Annotated in this window: 16 protein-coding genes; 7 read left to right on the top strand and 9 right to left on the bottom strand. The window is 66.3% G+C overall.

The window, feature by feature from the left end:
• Together BMX16_RS14960 and BMX16_RS14955 are read right to left on the bottom strand one after the other, a co-directional pair.
• Nucleotides 1-431, bottom strand: a 431-nt coding sequence (locus tag BMX16_RS14960; protein WP_143058052.1) for a GTP-binding protein, incomplete at its 3' end; no start/stop codon positions are given.
• A gap of 104 nt (nt 432-535) precedes the next feature.
• Nucleotides 536-2878 carry a DNA topoisomerase IV subunit A gene (locus tag BMX16_RS14955; RefSeq protein WP_089905244.1) on the bottom strand — a complete coding sequence of 781 codons (2343 nt, stop codon included), beginning with the start codon at nt 2876-2878 and terminating at the stop codon, nt 536-538.
• Between the two features lie 142 nt (nt 2879-3020).
• On the opposite strand from BMX16_RS14955, the gene BMX16_RS14950 reads away from it, so the two are divergent.
• From BMX16_RS14950 to BMX16_RS14925, 6 genes are all read left to right on the top strand, one after another.
• The gene (locus BMX16_RS14950; RefSeq protein ID WP_177174688.1) at nt 3021-3572 is read left to right on the top strand and encodes an SH3 domain-containing protein; all 552 of its coding nucleotides are present in this window, start codon (nt 3021-3023) and stop codon (nt 3570-3572) included.
• Nucleotides 3573-3610: 38 nt separating this feature from the next.
• Nucleotides 3611-4429 carry an SDR family NAD(P)-dependent oxidoreductase gene (locus BMX16_RS14945; protein WP_089905242.1) on the top strand — a complete coding sequence of 273 codons (819 nt, stop codon included), beginning with the start codon at nt 3611-3613 and terminating at the stop codon, nt 4427-4429.
• A 72-nt stretch (nt 4430-4501) separates the two neighbouring features.
• Nucleotides 4502-4702, top strand: a complete 201-nt coding sequence (locus BMX16_RS14940) for a twin transmembrane helix small protein (RefSeq protein ID WP_089905256.1) — start codon at nt 4502-4504, stop codon at nt 4700-4702.
• 3 nt (nt 4703-4705) lie between these two features.
• A complete protein-coding gene (locus BMX16_RS14935) occupies nt 4706-5278 on the top strand; it encodes a cob(I)yrinic acid a,c-diamide adenosyltransferase (RefSeq protein WP_089905240.1) in 573 nt (190 codons plus the stop codon).
• 167 nt (nt 5279-5445) lie between these two features.
• The gene (locus BMX16_RS14930) at nt 5446-6204 is read left to right on the top strand and encodes an electron transfer flavoprotein subunit beta/FixA family protein (RefSeq protein ID WP_089905238.1); all 759 of its coding nucleotides are present in this window, start codon (nt 5446-5448) and stop codon (nt 6202-6204) included.
• On the top strand, nt 6204-7130 hold the full coding sequence (locus tag BMX16_RS14925; RefSeq protein ID WP_089905236.1) for an electron transfer flavoprotein subunit alpha/FixB family protein: 927 nt from the start codon (nt 6204-6206) through the stop codon (nt 7128-7130). The genes BMX16_RS14930 and BMX16_RS14925 overlap by 1 nt, the downstream gene beginning before the upstream one ends.
• Nucleotides 7131-7187: 57 nt before the next feature.
• Here the strand turns inward: BMX16_RS14925 and BMX16_RS14920 are convergent, their stop codons facing one another.
• Nucleotides 7188-8042, bottom strand: coding sequence for a DUF6473 family protein (locus BMX16_RS14920; protein WP_342707830.1), 855 nt, complete (start codon nt 8040-8042; stop codon nt 7188-7190).
• A gap of 159 nt (nt 8043-8201) precedes the next feature.
• On the opposite strand from BMX16_RS14920, the gene BMX16_RS14915 reads away from it, so the two are divergent.
• Nucleotides 8202-9077 carry a 3-hydroxybutyryl-CoA dehydrogenase gene (locus BMX16_RS14915; protein ID WP_089905252.1) on the top strand — a complete coding sequence of 292 codons (876 nt, stop codon included), beginning with the start codon at nt 8202-8204 and terminating at the stop codon, nt 9075-9077.
• Here BMX16_RS14915 and BMX16_RS14910 read toward each other — a convergent pair.
• The 6 genes from BMX16_RS14910 to BMX16_RS14885 are packed head-to-tail and all read right to left on the bottom strand — an operon-like array spanning nt 9044 to nt 13669.
• Entirely contained in the window at nt 9044-9931 is an 888-nt protein-coding gene (locus BMX16_RS14910; RefSeq protein WP_089905234.1) for a lysophospholipid acyltransferase family protein, read from the bottom strand. The genes BMX16_RS14915 and BMX16_RS14910 overlap by 34 nt on opposite strands.
• Nucleotides 9924-10193, bottom strand: coding sequence for an HPr family phosphocarrier protein (locus tag BMX16_RS14905; RefSeq protein WP_089905232.1), 270 nt, complete (start codon nt 10191-10193; stop codon nt 9924-9926). The genes BMX16_RS14910 and BMX16_RS14905 overlap by 8 nt, the downstream gene beginning before the upstream one ends.
• Before the next feature lies 1 nt (nt 10194).
• A complete protein-coding gene (locus BMX16_RS14900; RefSeq protein ID WP_089905230.1) occupies nt 10195-10587 on the bottom strand; it encodes a PTS sugar transporter subunit IIA in 393 nt (130 codons plus the stop codon).
• A complete protein-coding gene (gene rapZ / locus BMX16_RS14895) occupies nt 10584-11507 on the bottom strand; it encodes an RNase adapter RapZ (RefSeq protein WP_089905228.1) in 924 nt (307 codons plus the stop codon). Before rapZ ends, BMX16_RS14900 begins: the two co-directional genes overlap by 4 nt.
• Nucleotides 11507-11929 carry an HPr kinase/phosphorylase gene (locus BMX16_RS14890; protein ID WP_089905225.1) on the bottom strand — a complete coding sequence of 141 codons (423 nt, stop codon included), beginning with the start codon at nt 11927-11929 and terminating at the stop codon, nt 11507-11509. The genes rapZ and BMX16_RS14890 overlap by 1 nt, the downstream gene beginning before the upstream one ends.
• A gap of 3 nt (nt 11930-11932) precedes the next feature.
• A complete protein-coding gene (locus tag BMX16_RS14885; RefSeq protein WP_089905223.1) occupies nt 11933-13669 on the bottom strand; it encodes a sensor histidine kinase in 1737 nt (578 codons plus the stop codon).

Genomic DNA, 13669 nt, shown 5'->3' with positions numbered 1-13669 from the left:
AGCTCGAGCAGTTCCTCGTCGTCGACCTGATCGACCTTGTTCATGTAGACGACCATGTAGGGGATGCCCACCTGGCGGCCCAGCAGGATGTGCTCGCGCGTCTGCGGCATCGGGCCGTCGGCGGCGTTCACGACCAGGATCGCGCCGTCCATCTGGGCGGCACCGGTGATCATGTTCTTGACGTAGTCGGCGTGGCCGGGGCAGTCGACGTGGGCGTAGTGACGGGCCTCGGACTCGTACTCGACGTGCGCGGTCGATATCGTGATGCCGCGGGCCTTCTCTTCGGGGGCGCCGTCGATCTGGTCGTAGGCGCGGAATTCACCGAAGTACTTGGTGATCGCCGCCGTCAGCGTCGTCTTGCCGTGGTCCACGTGACCGATGGTCCCGATGTTCACGTGCGGTTTGTTGCGTTCGAACTTTGCCTTAGCCATGATGGCCCCCTTGTGAATGCAGGGCCGTGCGGCCCCGAGCGCGTATCGCGGGCGATGTATGGGCTTATGGGGGGGAAATCAACCGCAGAGTTGGGGCCGCCGCTTCAGTCGAAGCGGTTGGTTTTCGGAAAACCGTGCGGCGCCCGTTTGCCCACGCCGCCGCGCGCGGCCTTCCATTCAGTCAGGTCCGGCTCCGTCCGCGTCTTGCCGCCGCCCATCGTCCACGACAGGCCCTGCGCCCACGCGAATGTCGTGACGTCGCCCAGACCGCCGTCCAGTTCCAGCATCCCCTGCCCGCCCAGCACCTTGCGGTATTTCTGCAACCGCACGCCCTTGCCGCGGCCCATTTCCGGCAATTCATCCAGCGCGAACACCAGAAAACGCCCGTTTTCGCTGACCACGGCCACATGATCGCCGGTGACGCGACGCACGACCTGTGCCACGCAGTCCTTGACGTTCAGCACCTGACGGCCCGCGCGGGTCTGGGCGATCGCCTCGTCCTCGGGGACCACGAACCCGTCGCCGTCGCTGCTGGCGACCAGCAGGCGACCGCCGGGGCGGTGGATCAGGATGTCGACGATCTGCGCCTCGTTCGGCAGGTCGATCATCAGGCGCAGGGGTTCGCCCATGCCGCGCCCGCCGGGCAGCGTGCTGGCCTGCAGCGTGTAGAATCGCCCGTTCGACCCGAAGACCAGCAGCTTGTCGGTCGTCTCCGCGTGGAACGCGAAGCGGGGCGCGTCGCCGTCCTTGAACTTCAGGTCGCGGTCCAGCGGCACATGCCCGGTCATCGCCCTGATCCAGCCCATCTGCGAACAGACGACCGTGATCGGCTCGCGCGCGATCATCGCCTCCAGCGGCACGTCGGCCACCTCGCCCGCTTCGGCGAATGTCGTGCGGCGCGCGCCACCGGGGCTGTCCTTGCCGAACTGCTTGCGCGTCTCGCGCAGCTGTTCCGCGATGCGCTTCCACTGGCTGCCGTCGTCGGCCAGCAGATCGTCGAGGCCCGCGCGTTCCAGCATCAGCGCATCACGCTCGGCGATCAGCTCCATCTCCTCCAGCCGCCGCAAGCTGCGCAGGCGCATGTTGAGAATCGCTTCGACCTGCACCTCTGTGAGGCCCGCATCCGTCTCGTCGGCGGCGGGCACGGGCGGTACGTAATCAGCCTCCGACGCCGCACGGACGTGGGGCTTGCCCCAGTCCTCGGCCATCAGCGCCCGCTTGGGGTCGTCGTCGTAGCGGATGATGTCGATCACCCGGTCGAGGTTCAGGTACGCGATGATGAAGCCGCTCAGGACCTCGAGGCGGTGGTCGATCTTGGCCAGCCGGAAGCGCGAGCGGCGCTGCAGCACGTCGCGGCGGTGGTCGAGGAAGGCGCGCAGCACCTCCTTGACGCTGCAGACCTTGGGCACCAGCCCGTCGATCAGCACGTTCAGGTTCAGGCCGAACCGGATTTCCAGATCCGAATTGCGGAACAGCATCCCCATCATCACGTCCGGGTCCACGGTCCGCGCGCGCGGTTCCAGCACGATGCGCACGTCATCGGCGGATTCGTCGCGCACGTCGGCCAGCAGCGGCACCTTCTTGGTCTGCACGATCTCGGCCAGCTTTTCGATCAGGCGTGATTTCGGCACCTGGAACGGGATCTCTGTCACGACGACCTGCCACAGTCCGCGCCCCAGATCCTCGACCTCGTAGCGCGCGCGCAGGCGGATGCTGCCGCGCCCGGTGCGATACGCCTCGGCGATGGCGTCAGGCTTTTCGACGATCACGCCGCCGGTGGGAAAATCGGGGCCGGGGATGAACTGCATCAGGGTGTCGTCGGCGGCGCCGGGGGACTTGATCAGATGCAGGCAGGCGTCGATCAGCTCGTGCATGTTGTGCGGCGGGATGTTGGTCGCCATGCCGACCGCGATCCCGCTGCTGCCGTTGGCCAGCAGGTTCGGGAACGCCGCGGGGAACACCACGGGTTCCTCCAGCGTGCCGTCGTAGTTGGGGCGGAAATCGACCGCGTCCTCGGCCAGCCCTTCCATCAGCGCCTCGGCGGCGGCGGTCATGCGGGCTTCGGTGTAGCGGGCGGCGGCGGGGTTGTCGCCGTCGATGTTGCCGAAGTTCCCCTGCCCGTCCACCAGCGGATAGCGGACGTTGAAATCCTGCGCCAGCCGCGCCATCGCGTCGTAGATCGCGGAATCGCCGTGCGGGTGATAGTTGCCCATCACGTCGCCGCTGATCTTGGCCGACTTGCGGAATCCGCCGTTGGACGCCAGCCGCAACTCCCGCATCGCATACAGGATTCGGCGGTGCACGGGTTTCAGACCGTCGCGGGCGTCGGGCAACGCGCGGTTCATGATCGTGGACAGCGCATAGGTCAGGTAACGCTCGCCGATGGCGTGGCGCAGCGTTTCCGTCACATCGTTCGGATTGGGAATGTCGGTGATCTCGTCGGTCATGGCCGCAGCCTTAGCGAAGCGTCGCTGCGACGTAAAGCGGCGCGGGGTGCCGCCCGGCCATGGCAGATTTCGCGGGCGGCGGGTCGCGAATCGCGGTATGGTGCAGGACTGTCACGTCACCGCTCAGCGCCAGAGGCTCTCGTTGCTCAAGTTCATCATCGGCACCTTCGCTATTCTGGGCGCGACATTCTACGTCCTGTCGGGCGGCGCCGCGTTCGAGCCGGAGGTGCGGCAGGCCGTGGCAGAGCCAGAGGCACCGCCGGTCGTGAATGCGACACCGGCGCCCGTGGATGCCCCCGCGACGCCGGAGCCGGTCGTGGCAGATGCGGCCCCGGCCATCGCTGTCGAAGCACCTGCCCCCGAGACGGTCACGGCCGAGGCGGTGGCCCTCGACACAGCGCCCGTTTTTGACGGCACAATCGATGGCGTGGCAGGTATCGCACCTGCCTTCACCTCTCTCGCGGCACCCGCCCCGGGTGCACCTGCGACGGCCAGCCTGTCTGCGCTGCGCGCGGTCGCGGGCCGTGCCGTGAACATGCGCGAGGGGCCGGATACGTCGTTCGCCGTCATCGACACGCTGCCGCAGGGCACGCAGGCCGAGATCATCGCCAGCGACGACAGCGGTTGGGTGCAGGTCCAGATCCCGGCCACCGGCCAGACCGGCTGGATCGCGGAACGCCTGCTGACGCCGTGACCCTTGCGCCCCAGCGCGCCCTGCGGCACTGACGCGGCATGAAGACCGTCCTCATCACCGGCTGCTCGTCCGGCATAGGCCTTGATGCCGCCCACGGCCTGCGCGACGCGGGCTGGCGCGTGTTCGCGTCCTGCCGCCGGCAGGCGGACTCCGACCGCCTGATCGCGGCTGGCTTCGACAGCCCGTTGATCGACTATGCCGATCCCGACAGCATCACCGCAGGCCTCGCACATGTGCTGGCCGCCACGGGCGGCACACTCGATGCGCTTTACAACAATGGTGCCTTCGCCTGCCCCGGCGCGGTCGAGGATCTGCCGCGCGCAGCACTCGAGGCGATCTTTCAGACCAATCTGTTCGGCGTGCACGACCTGACGCGGCAGGTGATCCCCGTCATGCGCGCGCAGGGACATGGCCGCATCGTGAACTGTTCGTCCGTGCTGGGGCTGGTCGGCTACCGCTGGCGCGGTGCCTATGTCGCCACGAAATTCGCGCTGGAGGGGCTGACCGACGTGCTGCGGCTGGAGATGCGCGACACAGCCATCAAGGTGATCCTGCTGGAACCCGGCCCCATCGCGTCCCGCATCCGAGAGAATGCGATTCCCCATTTCGAACGGTGGATCGACCCCGCCGCCTCGGCCCGGGCGGCGCAATATGTCGCACTGACCGACCGGCTGTATCACGGCGGCGACGACAAGTTTCAGCTGCCCGCCAGCGCCGTGACGGCCAAGCTGCGGCATGCGCTGGAACACCCGCGCCCCAAGGCGCGCTACTACATCACCACGCCGACCTACATTGCTGCGGCCATGCGCCGGTTGCTGCCCACATGGGCGCAGGATGCGCTGATCGCGCGCAACTGACGCAGGGGTGGCGCGGGGCTGGCGTTCGCCCCCTCCTCTGATATGTCGGGCCATCAACCTGCGGAGCGTATGATGGCCGACGATCCCCTTTTCCTCCTTGTCGCACTGTCCTGTCTGGCGGTGCTTGCGGTGCTGCTCCTGGGCATCGGCACCTTTGGCAAGGGCGGCGAGTTCAACCGCAAGAACGCCAACAAGATCATGCGCTGGCGCATCGGTCTGCAGGCCGCGGCCGTCGCGATGATCCTGCTGTTCGTCTATATCCGGGGGCTTTGAGACATGGTCGTGCTGAACAAGATCTATACCCGCAGCGGTGATGCAGGGCAGACCGCCCTCGGCAACGGCACCCGCGTGCCGAAATTCGACGACCGCGTGAACGCCTACGGCACGGTGGACGAGGTCAATGCGACCGTCGGTCTGGCCCGGCTGCACGCAACCGGCGCCATCGACGCGCAGCTGGCGATGATCCAGAACGACCTGTTCGATCTGGGCGCCGACCTGTGCCGCCCCGACATGGCGAGCGATGCGGACGCGGGATACACCCCGCTGCGCATGACCGACACGCAGGTCGACCGACTGGAGTCGGAGATCGACGTGATGACGCAGGCAGTCGAGCCTTTGCGCAGCTTCGTCCTGCCGGGCGGATCGGCTTTGTCGGCGCATCTGCACCTGTGCCGCACCGTGTCGCGGCGGGCCGAACGGCTGTGCGTGGCGCTGGCCGCGCATGAGGACGTGAACCCCGCGGCGCTGAAATACGTCAACCGCCTGTCCGACTGGTTCTTTCAGGCCAGCCGCATCGCCAATGACGACGGTCGTGCCGACGTGCTGTGGGTTCCGGGGGCGAACCGCTGAAAGCGGCGGGGCGTCCAGCGGACGGCCCGGCACCCGTAAGAGCGAACCGCTGACGCGCCGATCTGGCGGTTCCGACGCAGCGTCCAACCAATTTGTCCTGTTGCCTTTCGGGCGGCCTTGCTATCTCGAATGGCAAGGTTTGCCATAATGCATGGGAGTGATGCGTGATGAAGGTGCTGGTCCCGGTCAAGCGTGTGATCGATTACAACGTGAAGGTCCGCGTCAAGGCGGACGGATCCGGTGTCGATCTGGCCAACGTCAAGATGTCGATGAACCCGTTCGACGAAATCGCCGTCGAAGAGGCGATCCGCCTGCGCGAAGCGGGCAAGGTCGAAGAGGTCATCGCCGTATCCATCGGCGTGAAGCAGGCGCAGGAAACCCTGCGCACCGCACTGGCGATGGGGGCGGACCGCGCGATCCTCGTTGTGGCCTCCGACGATGTGCACACCGACATCGAACCGCTGAGCGTGGCCAAGATCCTCAAGGCGATCGTGGACGCGGAACAGCCGGGTCTGGTGATCTGCGGCAAGCAGGCGATCGACAACGACATGAACGCCACGGGCCAGATGCTGGCCGCCCTGATGGGCTGGTCGCAGGCCACGTTCGCGTCCGAAGTCGGCATCGACGGCGATCATGCCACCGTGACGCGCGAAGTGGACGGCGGGTTGCAGACGATCAAGGTCAAGCTGCCGACGGTCGTCACCGTCGATCTGCGCCTGAACGAGCCGCGCTATGCGTCGCTGCCCAACATCATGAAGGCCAAGAAGAAACCGCTGGATGAAAAGACGCCCGCCGATTACGGCATCGACGTCACCCCGCGCCTGACGATCCTCAAGACCGCAGAGCCGCCCGTCCGCAAGGCCGGGATCAAGGTCGGATCGGTCGATGAACTGGTGTCGAAACTGAAAGAAGCGGGGGCTGTGTAATGGCTGTTCTACTGATTGCAGACGTGACCGAGGGGCAACTGGCGACCGATGCGGTGGCCAAGACGCTGAGCGCGGTCGCATCCCTTGGCGACGTGCATGTGCTGGTCGCGGGTCAGGGCGGCGACGCCGCAGCGGCTGAGGCCGCGACGCTGACCGGTGTCGCCAAGGTGCTGTTCGCAGGCGATCACGGCTTTTGCCACACACTGGCCGAACCCGTGTCCGACCTGATCGTGAGCCTGTCCGCGGATTACACCCACATCGTGGCCCCGGGCACGTCGGATGCCAAGAACGTGCTGCCCCGCGTGGCGGCGCTGCTGGACGTGATGATGATCTCCGAAGTGATCGGTGTGGTCGATGCGGACACGTTCGAACGCCCGATCTATGCGGGTAACGCAATCCAGACGGTGAAATCCGGCGACGACATCAAGGTGCTGACGATCCGCACCGCAGGCTTCGACGCCGCAGGCACCGGCAACACCGCCCCTGTTGAACAAGTCGGCACCGCCGCAACCACCGGCCTGTCCGACTGGGTGCAGGATCAGGTCGCGGCGTCCGACCGGCCCGACCTGACCAGCGCCGGGATCGTCGTGTCCGGCGGTCGTGGCATCGGGTCAGAGGCGGACTTCGCCATGATCGAGACACTGGCCGACAAGCTGGGCGCCGCCGTCGGCGCGTCCCGTGCTGCGGTCGATTCGGGCTATGCCCCGAACGACTGGCAGGTCGGTCAGACCGGCAAGGTCGTGGCACCGGATCTGTATATCGCAGTCGGCATTTCGGGTGCGATCCAGCACCTTGCGGGCATGAAGGACAGCAAGATCATCGTCGCGATCAACAAGGACGAAGAGGCGCCGATCTTTCAGGTGGCCGACTACGGCCTTGTGGGCGATCTGTTCCAGATCGTGCCCGACCTGACCGCCAAGCTGTAAGGCCGGCATCGCGGCAAAGGGGCGGCCCACCACGACGGGCCGCCCCTTTGCGTTGTGTCATGCGGCCTTGCGCAGGAGTGACATCAGAACGGGCGCAAGCCGCGCAGCCGCCTCCTGATGGCAGGCAGGGCCCATGATTTCCGACGCGGCCTTGGCCTGCACCGGTGAAAACACCATCCCCTTGGTGCCGGACGCCACGGCAAAGGCCGATGGCTGACACACGATCACATCCATGACCAGCGGTCGCAACTGGTCGACCATGCTGGCGGTGACGAACAGCGGATCGGCTGCCAGACCCGCGGACCGCGCATCCCATGGATCGTCGCTCAACCCTTCGCGGGAAAACCACAGCAGCACCGACCGCGGCCCGATCTGACCCAGCATGTTGCGCATCCGGGCAACCCATGCCTGACGCAGTTCGGACACGACGATGTCGAACCGTTCCGGCGACCGGGCATGCAGGACCCCCAGCATGTGGCGCGTGAACGTGAAGTCCGCGAAATCCACGTCGGAATAGATCGCCTGCATCACCGTCGAGGCGCGCAGGAACCGGTCGTTGCGCCGCGGATGCACAGCATAGAACCGGTTCGACAGGTAATTCGCCCCCATGACCTGCACGACCGTCAGGGTCGATTCGTGGCATGTCTTCATGATGGTGGGATCGTTGACGAAAGCATCCACGCCACCGTTGACGCACCCCAGATTGACACAGGTCTGCCCGATCTCGCGTTCCACCAGCGCCGGCAGAGGACGGTCGATGAACTTGCCGAACGTATCGGTGCCACCGATGAAGGCGACGTAGGGTTTGTCCAACCGCCGTTTCGGCCCGCGAAAGAACACGCGCGACAGTCCATAGCGACAGGGTGCGTAGTGCAGGCCGCTTTCGTCCAGTTCGTCGTGCATCATCGGCATTCTCGCTTTTCCGTCCATCGTCATCCAGCCGAGAGTCGCGCAAGAGAATTGCGAATTCGCTAAACCCCGCCTTTGAGCCTGATTTTAAGCATGGCCGCCGCTTGTCCCGGTCGCCTTACCGGGCCTATGCTGCGCCCACGTCAGCAAGGGATCAGCGCCATGGCAATCGAACGGGTCGGCATCGTGGGGGCCGGTCAGATGGGCAACGGCATCGCCCATGTCTTTGCGGTGGCGGGTTACGACGTGCTGCTGACCGATGTCAGGCAGGATGCACTGGACCGCGCCGTCGCGCTGATCGACCGCAACCTGACACGTCAGGTCACGCGCGACCTGATCGACGCCGGCACGAAAGCCGCCGCCATGCAGCGGATCGTCACCACAGCGACCCTGACAGACCTCGGCCAGACCGACCTGATCATCGAGGCCGCGACCGAGCGTGAGACGATCAAGCAGGCGATCTTCGAGGATCTGATTCCGCACCTGAAACCGGACACGATCCTGACGTCCAACACGTCCTCCATCTCGATCACGCGGCTCGCCTCGCGCACGGATCGGCCGGAACGGTTCATGGGGTTCCATTTCATGAACCCCGTGCCGATCATGCAACTGGTCGAACTGATCCGCGGTATCGCCACCGACGAGTCGACGTTCAAGACCTGCGAGGGCGTCGTGGCCCGTCTGGGCAAGACCTCGACCGCATCAGAGGATTTTCCGGCCTTCATCGTGAACCGCATCCTGATGCCGATGATCAACGAGGCGATCTACACGCTGTACGAGGGGGTGGGATCGGTGCAGTCCATCGACACCTCGCTGAAGCTGGGAGCGAACCATCCGATGGGGCCGCTGGAATTGGCGGACTTCATCGGGTTGGACACCTGTCTGGCCATCATGAACGTGTTGCACGACGGGCTGGCCGACACGAAATACCGCCCCTGCCCGTTGCTGACGAAGTATGTCGAGGCCGGCTGGCTGGGCCGCAAATCACAGCGCGGCTTCTACGACTATCGCGGCGACGTGCCGGTCCCGACCCGCTGACCCAGACCCAGCGTCAGCGCGCGCAGCCACGCCATGGCTGCGCGCGGATCGTGCATCCGCGCGGCAATGTCCGCCGCGCAGACCGGTTCGCCGACGACCGGGGCGAAATCGGTGTTCCGCGTCCGCGCCACCTCGTGCAGCAAAAGGCTTTGCCGCAAAAGCGCGGAGAAACTGTTCGCGATCTGATAGCCGCGTGAGTTTGCGCCGTGAAAGTAGCAGGGAACGACCGACGCCCCAGACAGACGGATCAGCTTGGCGGTGAAGACATGCCACTCCGCCTCGATCACGGGGCCGAACATGCGCGGGGCGGTCGCCACGACGCCCGCCGGAAACAGCGCCAGCAGGCCGCCCTGTTCCAGATGCGCCATCGCCGCCCGGCGCATCTTGATCATCCGGGCCTGCGCATCGGCATGATGGGGAAACGGCACCGGGATCAGAAAGCGCGACGCCTCCGGGTCCAGATCGGTAAGCAGCGCCCGGCTGAGGATCTTGTAGTCGCTGCGCCGACGCCCGATCAGGTCGGCCAGCACCATGCCGTCGACAAGGCCGTGCGGATGGTTGGCAACCAGTACGACAGGGCCGCTGGCGGGAATTCGTACGATCTGCGCGTTCGGCGTCGTGACCCTGATTCCCTGCGCGGCCAGTGCCGCACCCCAGAACGCCTGCCCCCGCGCGGGGCCGGCGCGTTCATAGGCGCGGACCATCCGCAGGACGGTAACCTTGCCGGTCAGCCATTCGACGCTGCGAACGAAGGCCTGCCGCCACGGGTCGTCGAAGGAGGTGGCATAGTTGATCCGCCGGCCGGCGAGGCGCCTACCGCCTTCGGACGGCGCACCCTGCCCGTCGTCAGTCACCTTCGCCGAACTTGTCGTCCACCAGTGCGGTGATCGCATCCTTCAGCGCCTCCGCCTGCGGACCGCGCGTCTCCACCTCGATCCACGTGCCGGTGGTGGCGGCCAGCATCAACAAACCCATGATGCTGTCGCCACCCGCGCTCATCCCGTCCTTGCTGATCATGGCGCTTGCGTCGTGCGCCTCCACCACCTCGACCAGCCGGGCCGAGGCGCGGGCATGCAAGCCCTTGATGTTCTGGATCTTCAGCCGTGTCTGGGCCATCTTATTGCGGTCCGACGCTATGAGAGTTGATATAGCGGTGCGCTGCGTCGATTGCAGCCGTGACGGCGTCCGGCACCGACTTGCCCCGCGATTTGGCCAGCTTGATCAGCATCGGCAGGTTCGCCCCGTACAGGATGCGGCGGTTGGCGGGACTGCAGGCCCGCAGGCTCAGATTGCTGGGCGAGCCGCCGAACATGTCGGTGACGATCACGACGCCATCGCCCACGTCGACCGCATCCGCCGCGTCGCAGATTTCGGCCTGCTTGCTGCTGCGGTCGTCGTCCGGGGCGATGGCGATGGCGCGGATGCCGTCCTGCTGTCCCACGACATGCTCGACCGCCGACAGGTATTCACGGGCAAGATTGCCGTGCGCGACGATGACGATACCGATCAAGCGTTCTGTCCCCGTGTGTCGCCGGCCTGCATCCCGTCGCCGCGCTCCAGTTCCCGATGTCGTTTAGACACGTGCCAGCCGTCCTGCGCAAGGCCAGCCGCCAGCCTTTCGGCCATGGCGACCGACCGATGCCGCCCGCCCGTGCAACCGAACCCGATCGCCAGATGGGCCCGCCCCTCCAGCTTGTGCGCCGGCAGCACCAAATCGATCAGCGCCTTGATCTGCTCGAGGAACGGCGCAAACCGCTCGTCCTCGGCGACATAGGCGGCCACTGCGCCATCGCGCCCGTCGCGTGCGCGCAAGGCGGCATCCCAGTGCGGATTGCGCAGGAAACGGCAGTCGAACACCATGTCGAGGCCGCGCGGCAAGCCGCGCTTGTAGGAAAACGACTGTACCGAAACCCCCAGCACCTTGCCGTCACCGGTGGCAAAGATGCGCTCGATCTCGCCGCGCAGATCGTGGGGACTGAGGTCGGAGGTGTCGAGCAGCACGTCCGCGCGCGCGCGGATCGGCGCCAGCAGGGCCTTTTCCGCCGCGATGCCGACGAGCGGCGGGGCGGCGGGTGCCAGAGGGTGATGACGTCGCGTCTCGGAGTAGCGCCGGATCAGCGTATCGTCATCCGCCTCGAGGAACAGGACCTGGGCCCCGCGCCCCATCCGCTGCATCAGCCCGTCGATGGCCAGAATCAGCGCCTGCGTGCTGAAGTCGCGGTTGCGCACGTCGAGGCCCAGCGCCAGCGGCCCGCTGGTCGGCCCGTCGAGAAGGCGCGGCAGCAGCGACAACGGCAAATTGTCGATGACCTCGAACCCCAGATCCTCCAACGCGTTGATCGCCGTGGACCGGCCAGCCCCGGACGGGCCGGTAACCAGCAGGATACGTGCGCCCAGATCGTCTTGGGTCGGACCCGGTTCGGATGTCATCAAGCACTCCGTCCGCCGCGCAGATAGATCATCAGGGCGGCTGCCAGATCTATGTACGGCGGCTTTTGAAACAAGGGGACGGCGCATCCCACCAGTGTGATGCTGTGCCACTCGGGCAGACGCGCCACCTCTGTCGTGTCGAGATCGACGACACAGGCCAATGGCGCGGGACCGGTGGGTCGCGCCCGCAATATCCCCATCCCGCGCGCTTCGATCACTCCCCGCAAGGCAGGAGGGCAACTGGCGATCACGTCATCGCCGCGCCGGGTCAGCACGACCTGATCATCGGCGATCAGCATGGCGCCCAGTGCGATAAGTTGCAGCGCGAGCGCGGATTTGCCGGTGCCGGACCGGCCGCGGATCAACACGGCCCGTCCGTCCAATGCCACGGCCGTCCCGTGCAACGTGATCGTGTCGCCCATGGGTCAGACCGGCAGACCGACGACGAACCGCGCGCCCAGTGGGTCGGAGGTCATGTCGGCTTCGGTGGGGCGGATGTTTTCGGCCCAGATCACGCCGCCATGTGCCTCGACGATCTGCTTGCTGATGGCCAGCCCCAGACCAGAGTTGTTGCCGAACTGACCTTCGGGGCGTTGCGAATAGAACCGGGTGAAGATCTTCTTCAGTGCGCTGTCGGGAATGCCCGGCCCGGTATCCTCGACCACGATCAGGATCCGGTTCTCACGCTTGCGCGCCCAGACACGGATGGCGTCGCCATCCTCGCAGAACGAGATCGCATTCGTGATCAGGTTGACGAACACCTGCGCCAGACGCCCCTCGAGTCCCTGCACCATCAGCGGCTGGTCCGGCAGGTCGGAGATGTAGTCGACCCCCTTCGCCCCGGCCTCCTTGCCAAGGAAGCCGTTGAGGTTGCCCAGCATCCGCAGCAGATCGAAGGTCTCCTCCTCCTCGCGGACCAGTTCCGAATCCAGCCGCGACGCGTTCGAGATGTCGCTGACCAGCCGATCGAGACGCTGCACGTCATGCTCGATCACCTCGAGCAGCTTTTCGCGATGATCCTCGCGCTTGACGATGCGCAGCGACCCGACGGCGGACCGCAGGGATGCGAGGGGGTTCTTGATCTCGTGCGCCACGTCGGCGGCGAACTGTTCGTTGCCCTCGATGCGCTCGTACAGGGCCTGCACCATCCCGCGCAGCGCACCGGACAAGCGGCCGATTTCGTCCGGGCGGGCCGTCAGGTCGGGAATGCGGACCCGTGTCGGCGACATTTTGCGCGCGTTCTTGTCGCGCCCCATCTCTGCCGCCGCAGCCAGATCGGCCAGCGGATTAGCGATGGTGGAGGCGAGCACGAGGCTGAGGATGATGCTGACGGCGATGCTGACGGCGAACAGGCGCAACACCTGCTCGCGCTCGCGGCTGACCAGCGCGTCGAGTTCGCCGGCAGCGCTGGCGATGCTGACAAGGCCGACAGCACGGCCGCCTTGTTCGATCGGGGTGGAGACGACAAAGGCCGGCCCCTGCGACGAGACCTGCGTCTGCACCAGCGCCCCCGCACCCATGGCCGCCGTCACCTGCGCCGGGGTCAGTGGGGTCGGGGCGTCACTCACGGGGCCTGGATCGGTCACGACAAGGCTGCGCAGCGCAAGCCACGCCCGTGCCAGCGCATCCGTCACCGCCGTCGCACTGTCGTCCTGCACGAGGTCGGCGATCACCGCCTCGTCCGTCGATCCGGTGGCGGTCGCAACCACCTGCCCGGCGGGGCTGTAGATGTCCACGCGGATCCCGCCGCGCAGGTCCATCTGGCGCAGGATGCCAGCCACGTCGATGCCGTCGCCGCTGGCCAGGTCGACGGGCACGTTGCGCGGCAGCCGTGCCTCCAGCACGTCGGCGATCAGCTCCGCCTCGTTCACAAGACCGTTCGCCCGCTGGAACGCGAGGTTGTCGCGCGAGGGGTTCAGATACAGCACGCCCGCCACCAGCAGGATCATCGCCAGCAGGTTGAACATGATGATCTTGCGCGCGATGGGCGAGGACCGCAGGTTGACCAGTCGCCGCGCCTTGCGCATGCGCATCAGTTCCTGTTCGCTGGCCGACTGCGGGGCGACCCAGTCGTCGCCCAGCACGAGTTCAGGTTCGTTCCGCGCGGCCCGCCGGACGGAGTTCAGATCGCGCACGTCGATGTGGCGGGCGGCGTCGGCCAT

The organism is Loktanella fryxellensis (genome assembly GCF_900110065.1).
GTDB classification, from domain to species: Bacteria; Pseudomonadota; Alphaproteobacteria; order Rhodobacterales; family Rhodobacteraceae; genus Loktanella; species Loktanella fryxellensis.
The sequence above is the reverse complement of the archived record's forward strand: the minus strand, read 5'-3'. Positions and strand labels throughout refer to the sequence as shown.

Excerpts from the sequence above, each read along its gene's own strand:
- BMX16_RS14955 (WP_089905244.1), bottom strand. The coding sequence starts at position 2,878 with ATGACCGACGAGATCACCGACATTCCCAATCCGAACGATGTGACGGAA.
- BMX16_RS14945 (WP_089905242.1), top strand. The coding sequence starts at position 3,611 with ATGAAGACCGTCCTCATCACCGGCTGCTCGTCCGGCATAGGCCTTGAT.
- BMX16_RS14940 (WP_089905256.1), top strand. The coding sequence starts at position 4,502 with ATGGCCGACGATCCCCTTTTCCTCCTTGTCGCACTGTCCTGTCTGGCG.
- BMX16_RS14935 (WP_089905240.1), top strand. The coding sequence starts at position 4,706 with ATGGTCGTGCTGAACAAGATCTATACCCGCAGCGGTGATGCAGGGCAG.
- BMX16_RS14930 (WP_089905238.1), top strand. The coding sequence starts at position 5,446 with ATGAAGGTGCTGGTCCCGGTCAAGCGTGTGATCGATTACAACGTGAAG.
- BMX16_RS14925 (WP_089905236.1), top strand. The coding sequence starts at position 6,204 with ATGGCTGTTCTACTGATTGCAGACGTGACCGAGGGGCAACTGGCGACC.
- BMX16_RS14920 (WP_342707830.1), bottom strand. The coding sequence starts at position 8,042 with ATGCCGATGATGCACGACGAACTGGACGAAAGCGGCCTGCACTACGCA.
- BMX16_RS14915 (WP_089905252.1), top strand. The coding sequence starts at position 8,202 with ATGGCAATCGAACGGGTCGGCATCGTGGGGGCCGGTCAGATGGGCAAC.
- BMX16_RS14905 (WP_089905232.1), bottom strand. The coding sequence starts at position 10,193 with ATGGCCCAGACACGGCTGAAGATCCAGAACATCAAGGGCTTGCATGCC.
- rapZ (WP_089905228.1), bottom strand. The coding sequence starts at position 11,507 with ATGACATCCGAACCGGGTCCGACCCAAGACGATCTGGGCGCACGTATC.
- BMX16_RS14890 (WP_089905225.1), bottom strand. The coding sequence starts at position 11,929 with ATGGGCGACACGATCACGTTGCACGGGACGGCCGTGGCATTGGACGGA.
- BMX16_RS14885 (WP_089905223.1), bottom strand. The coding sequence starts at position 13,669 with ATGGCCGACGCCGCCCGCCACATCGACGTGCGCGATCTGAACTCCGTC.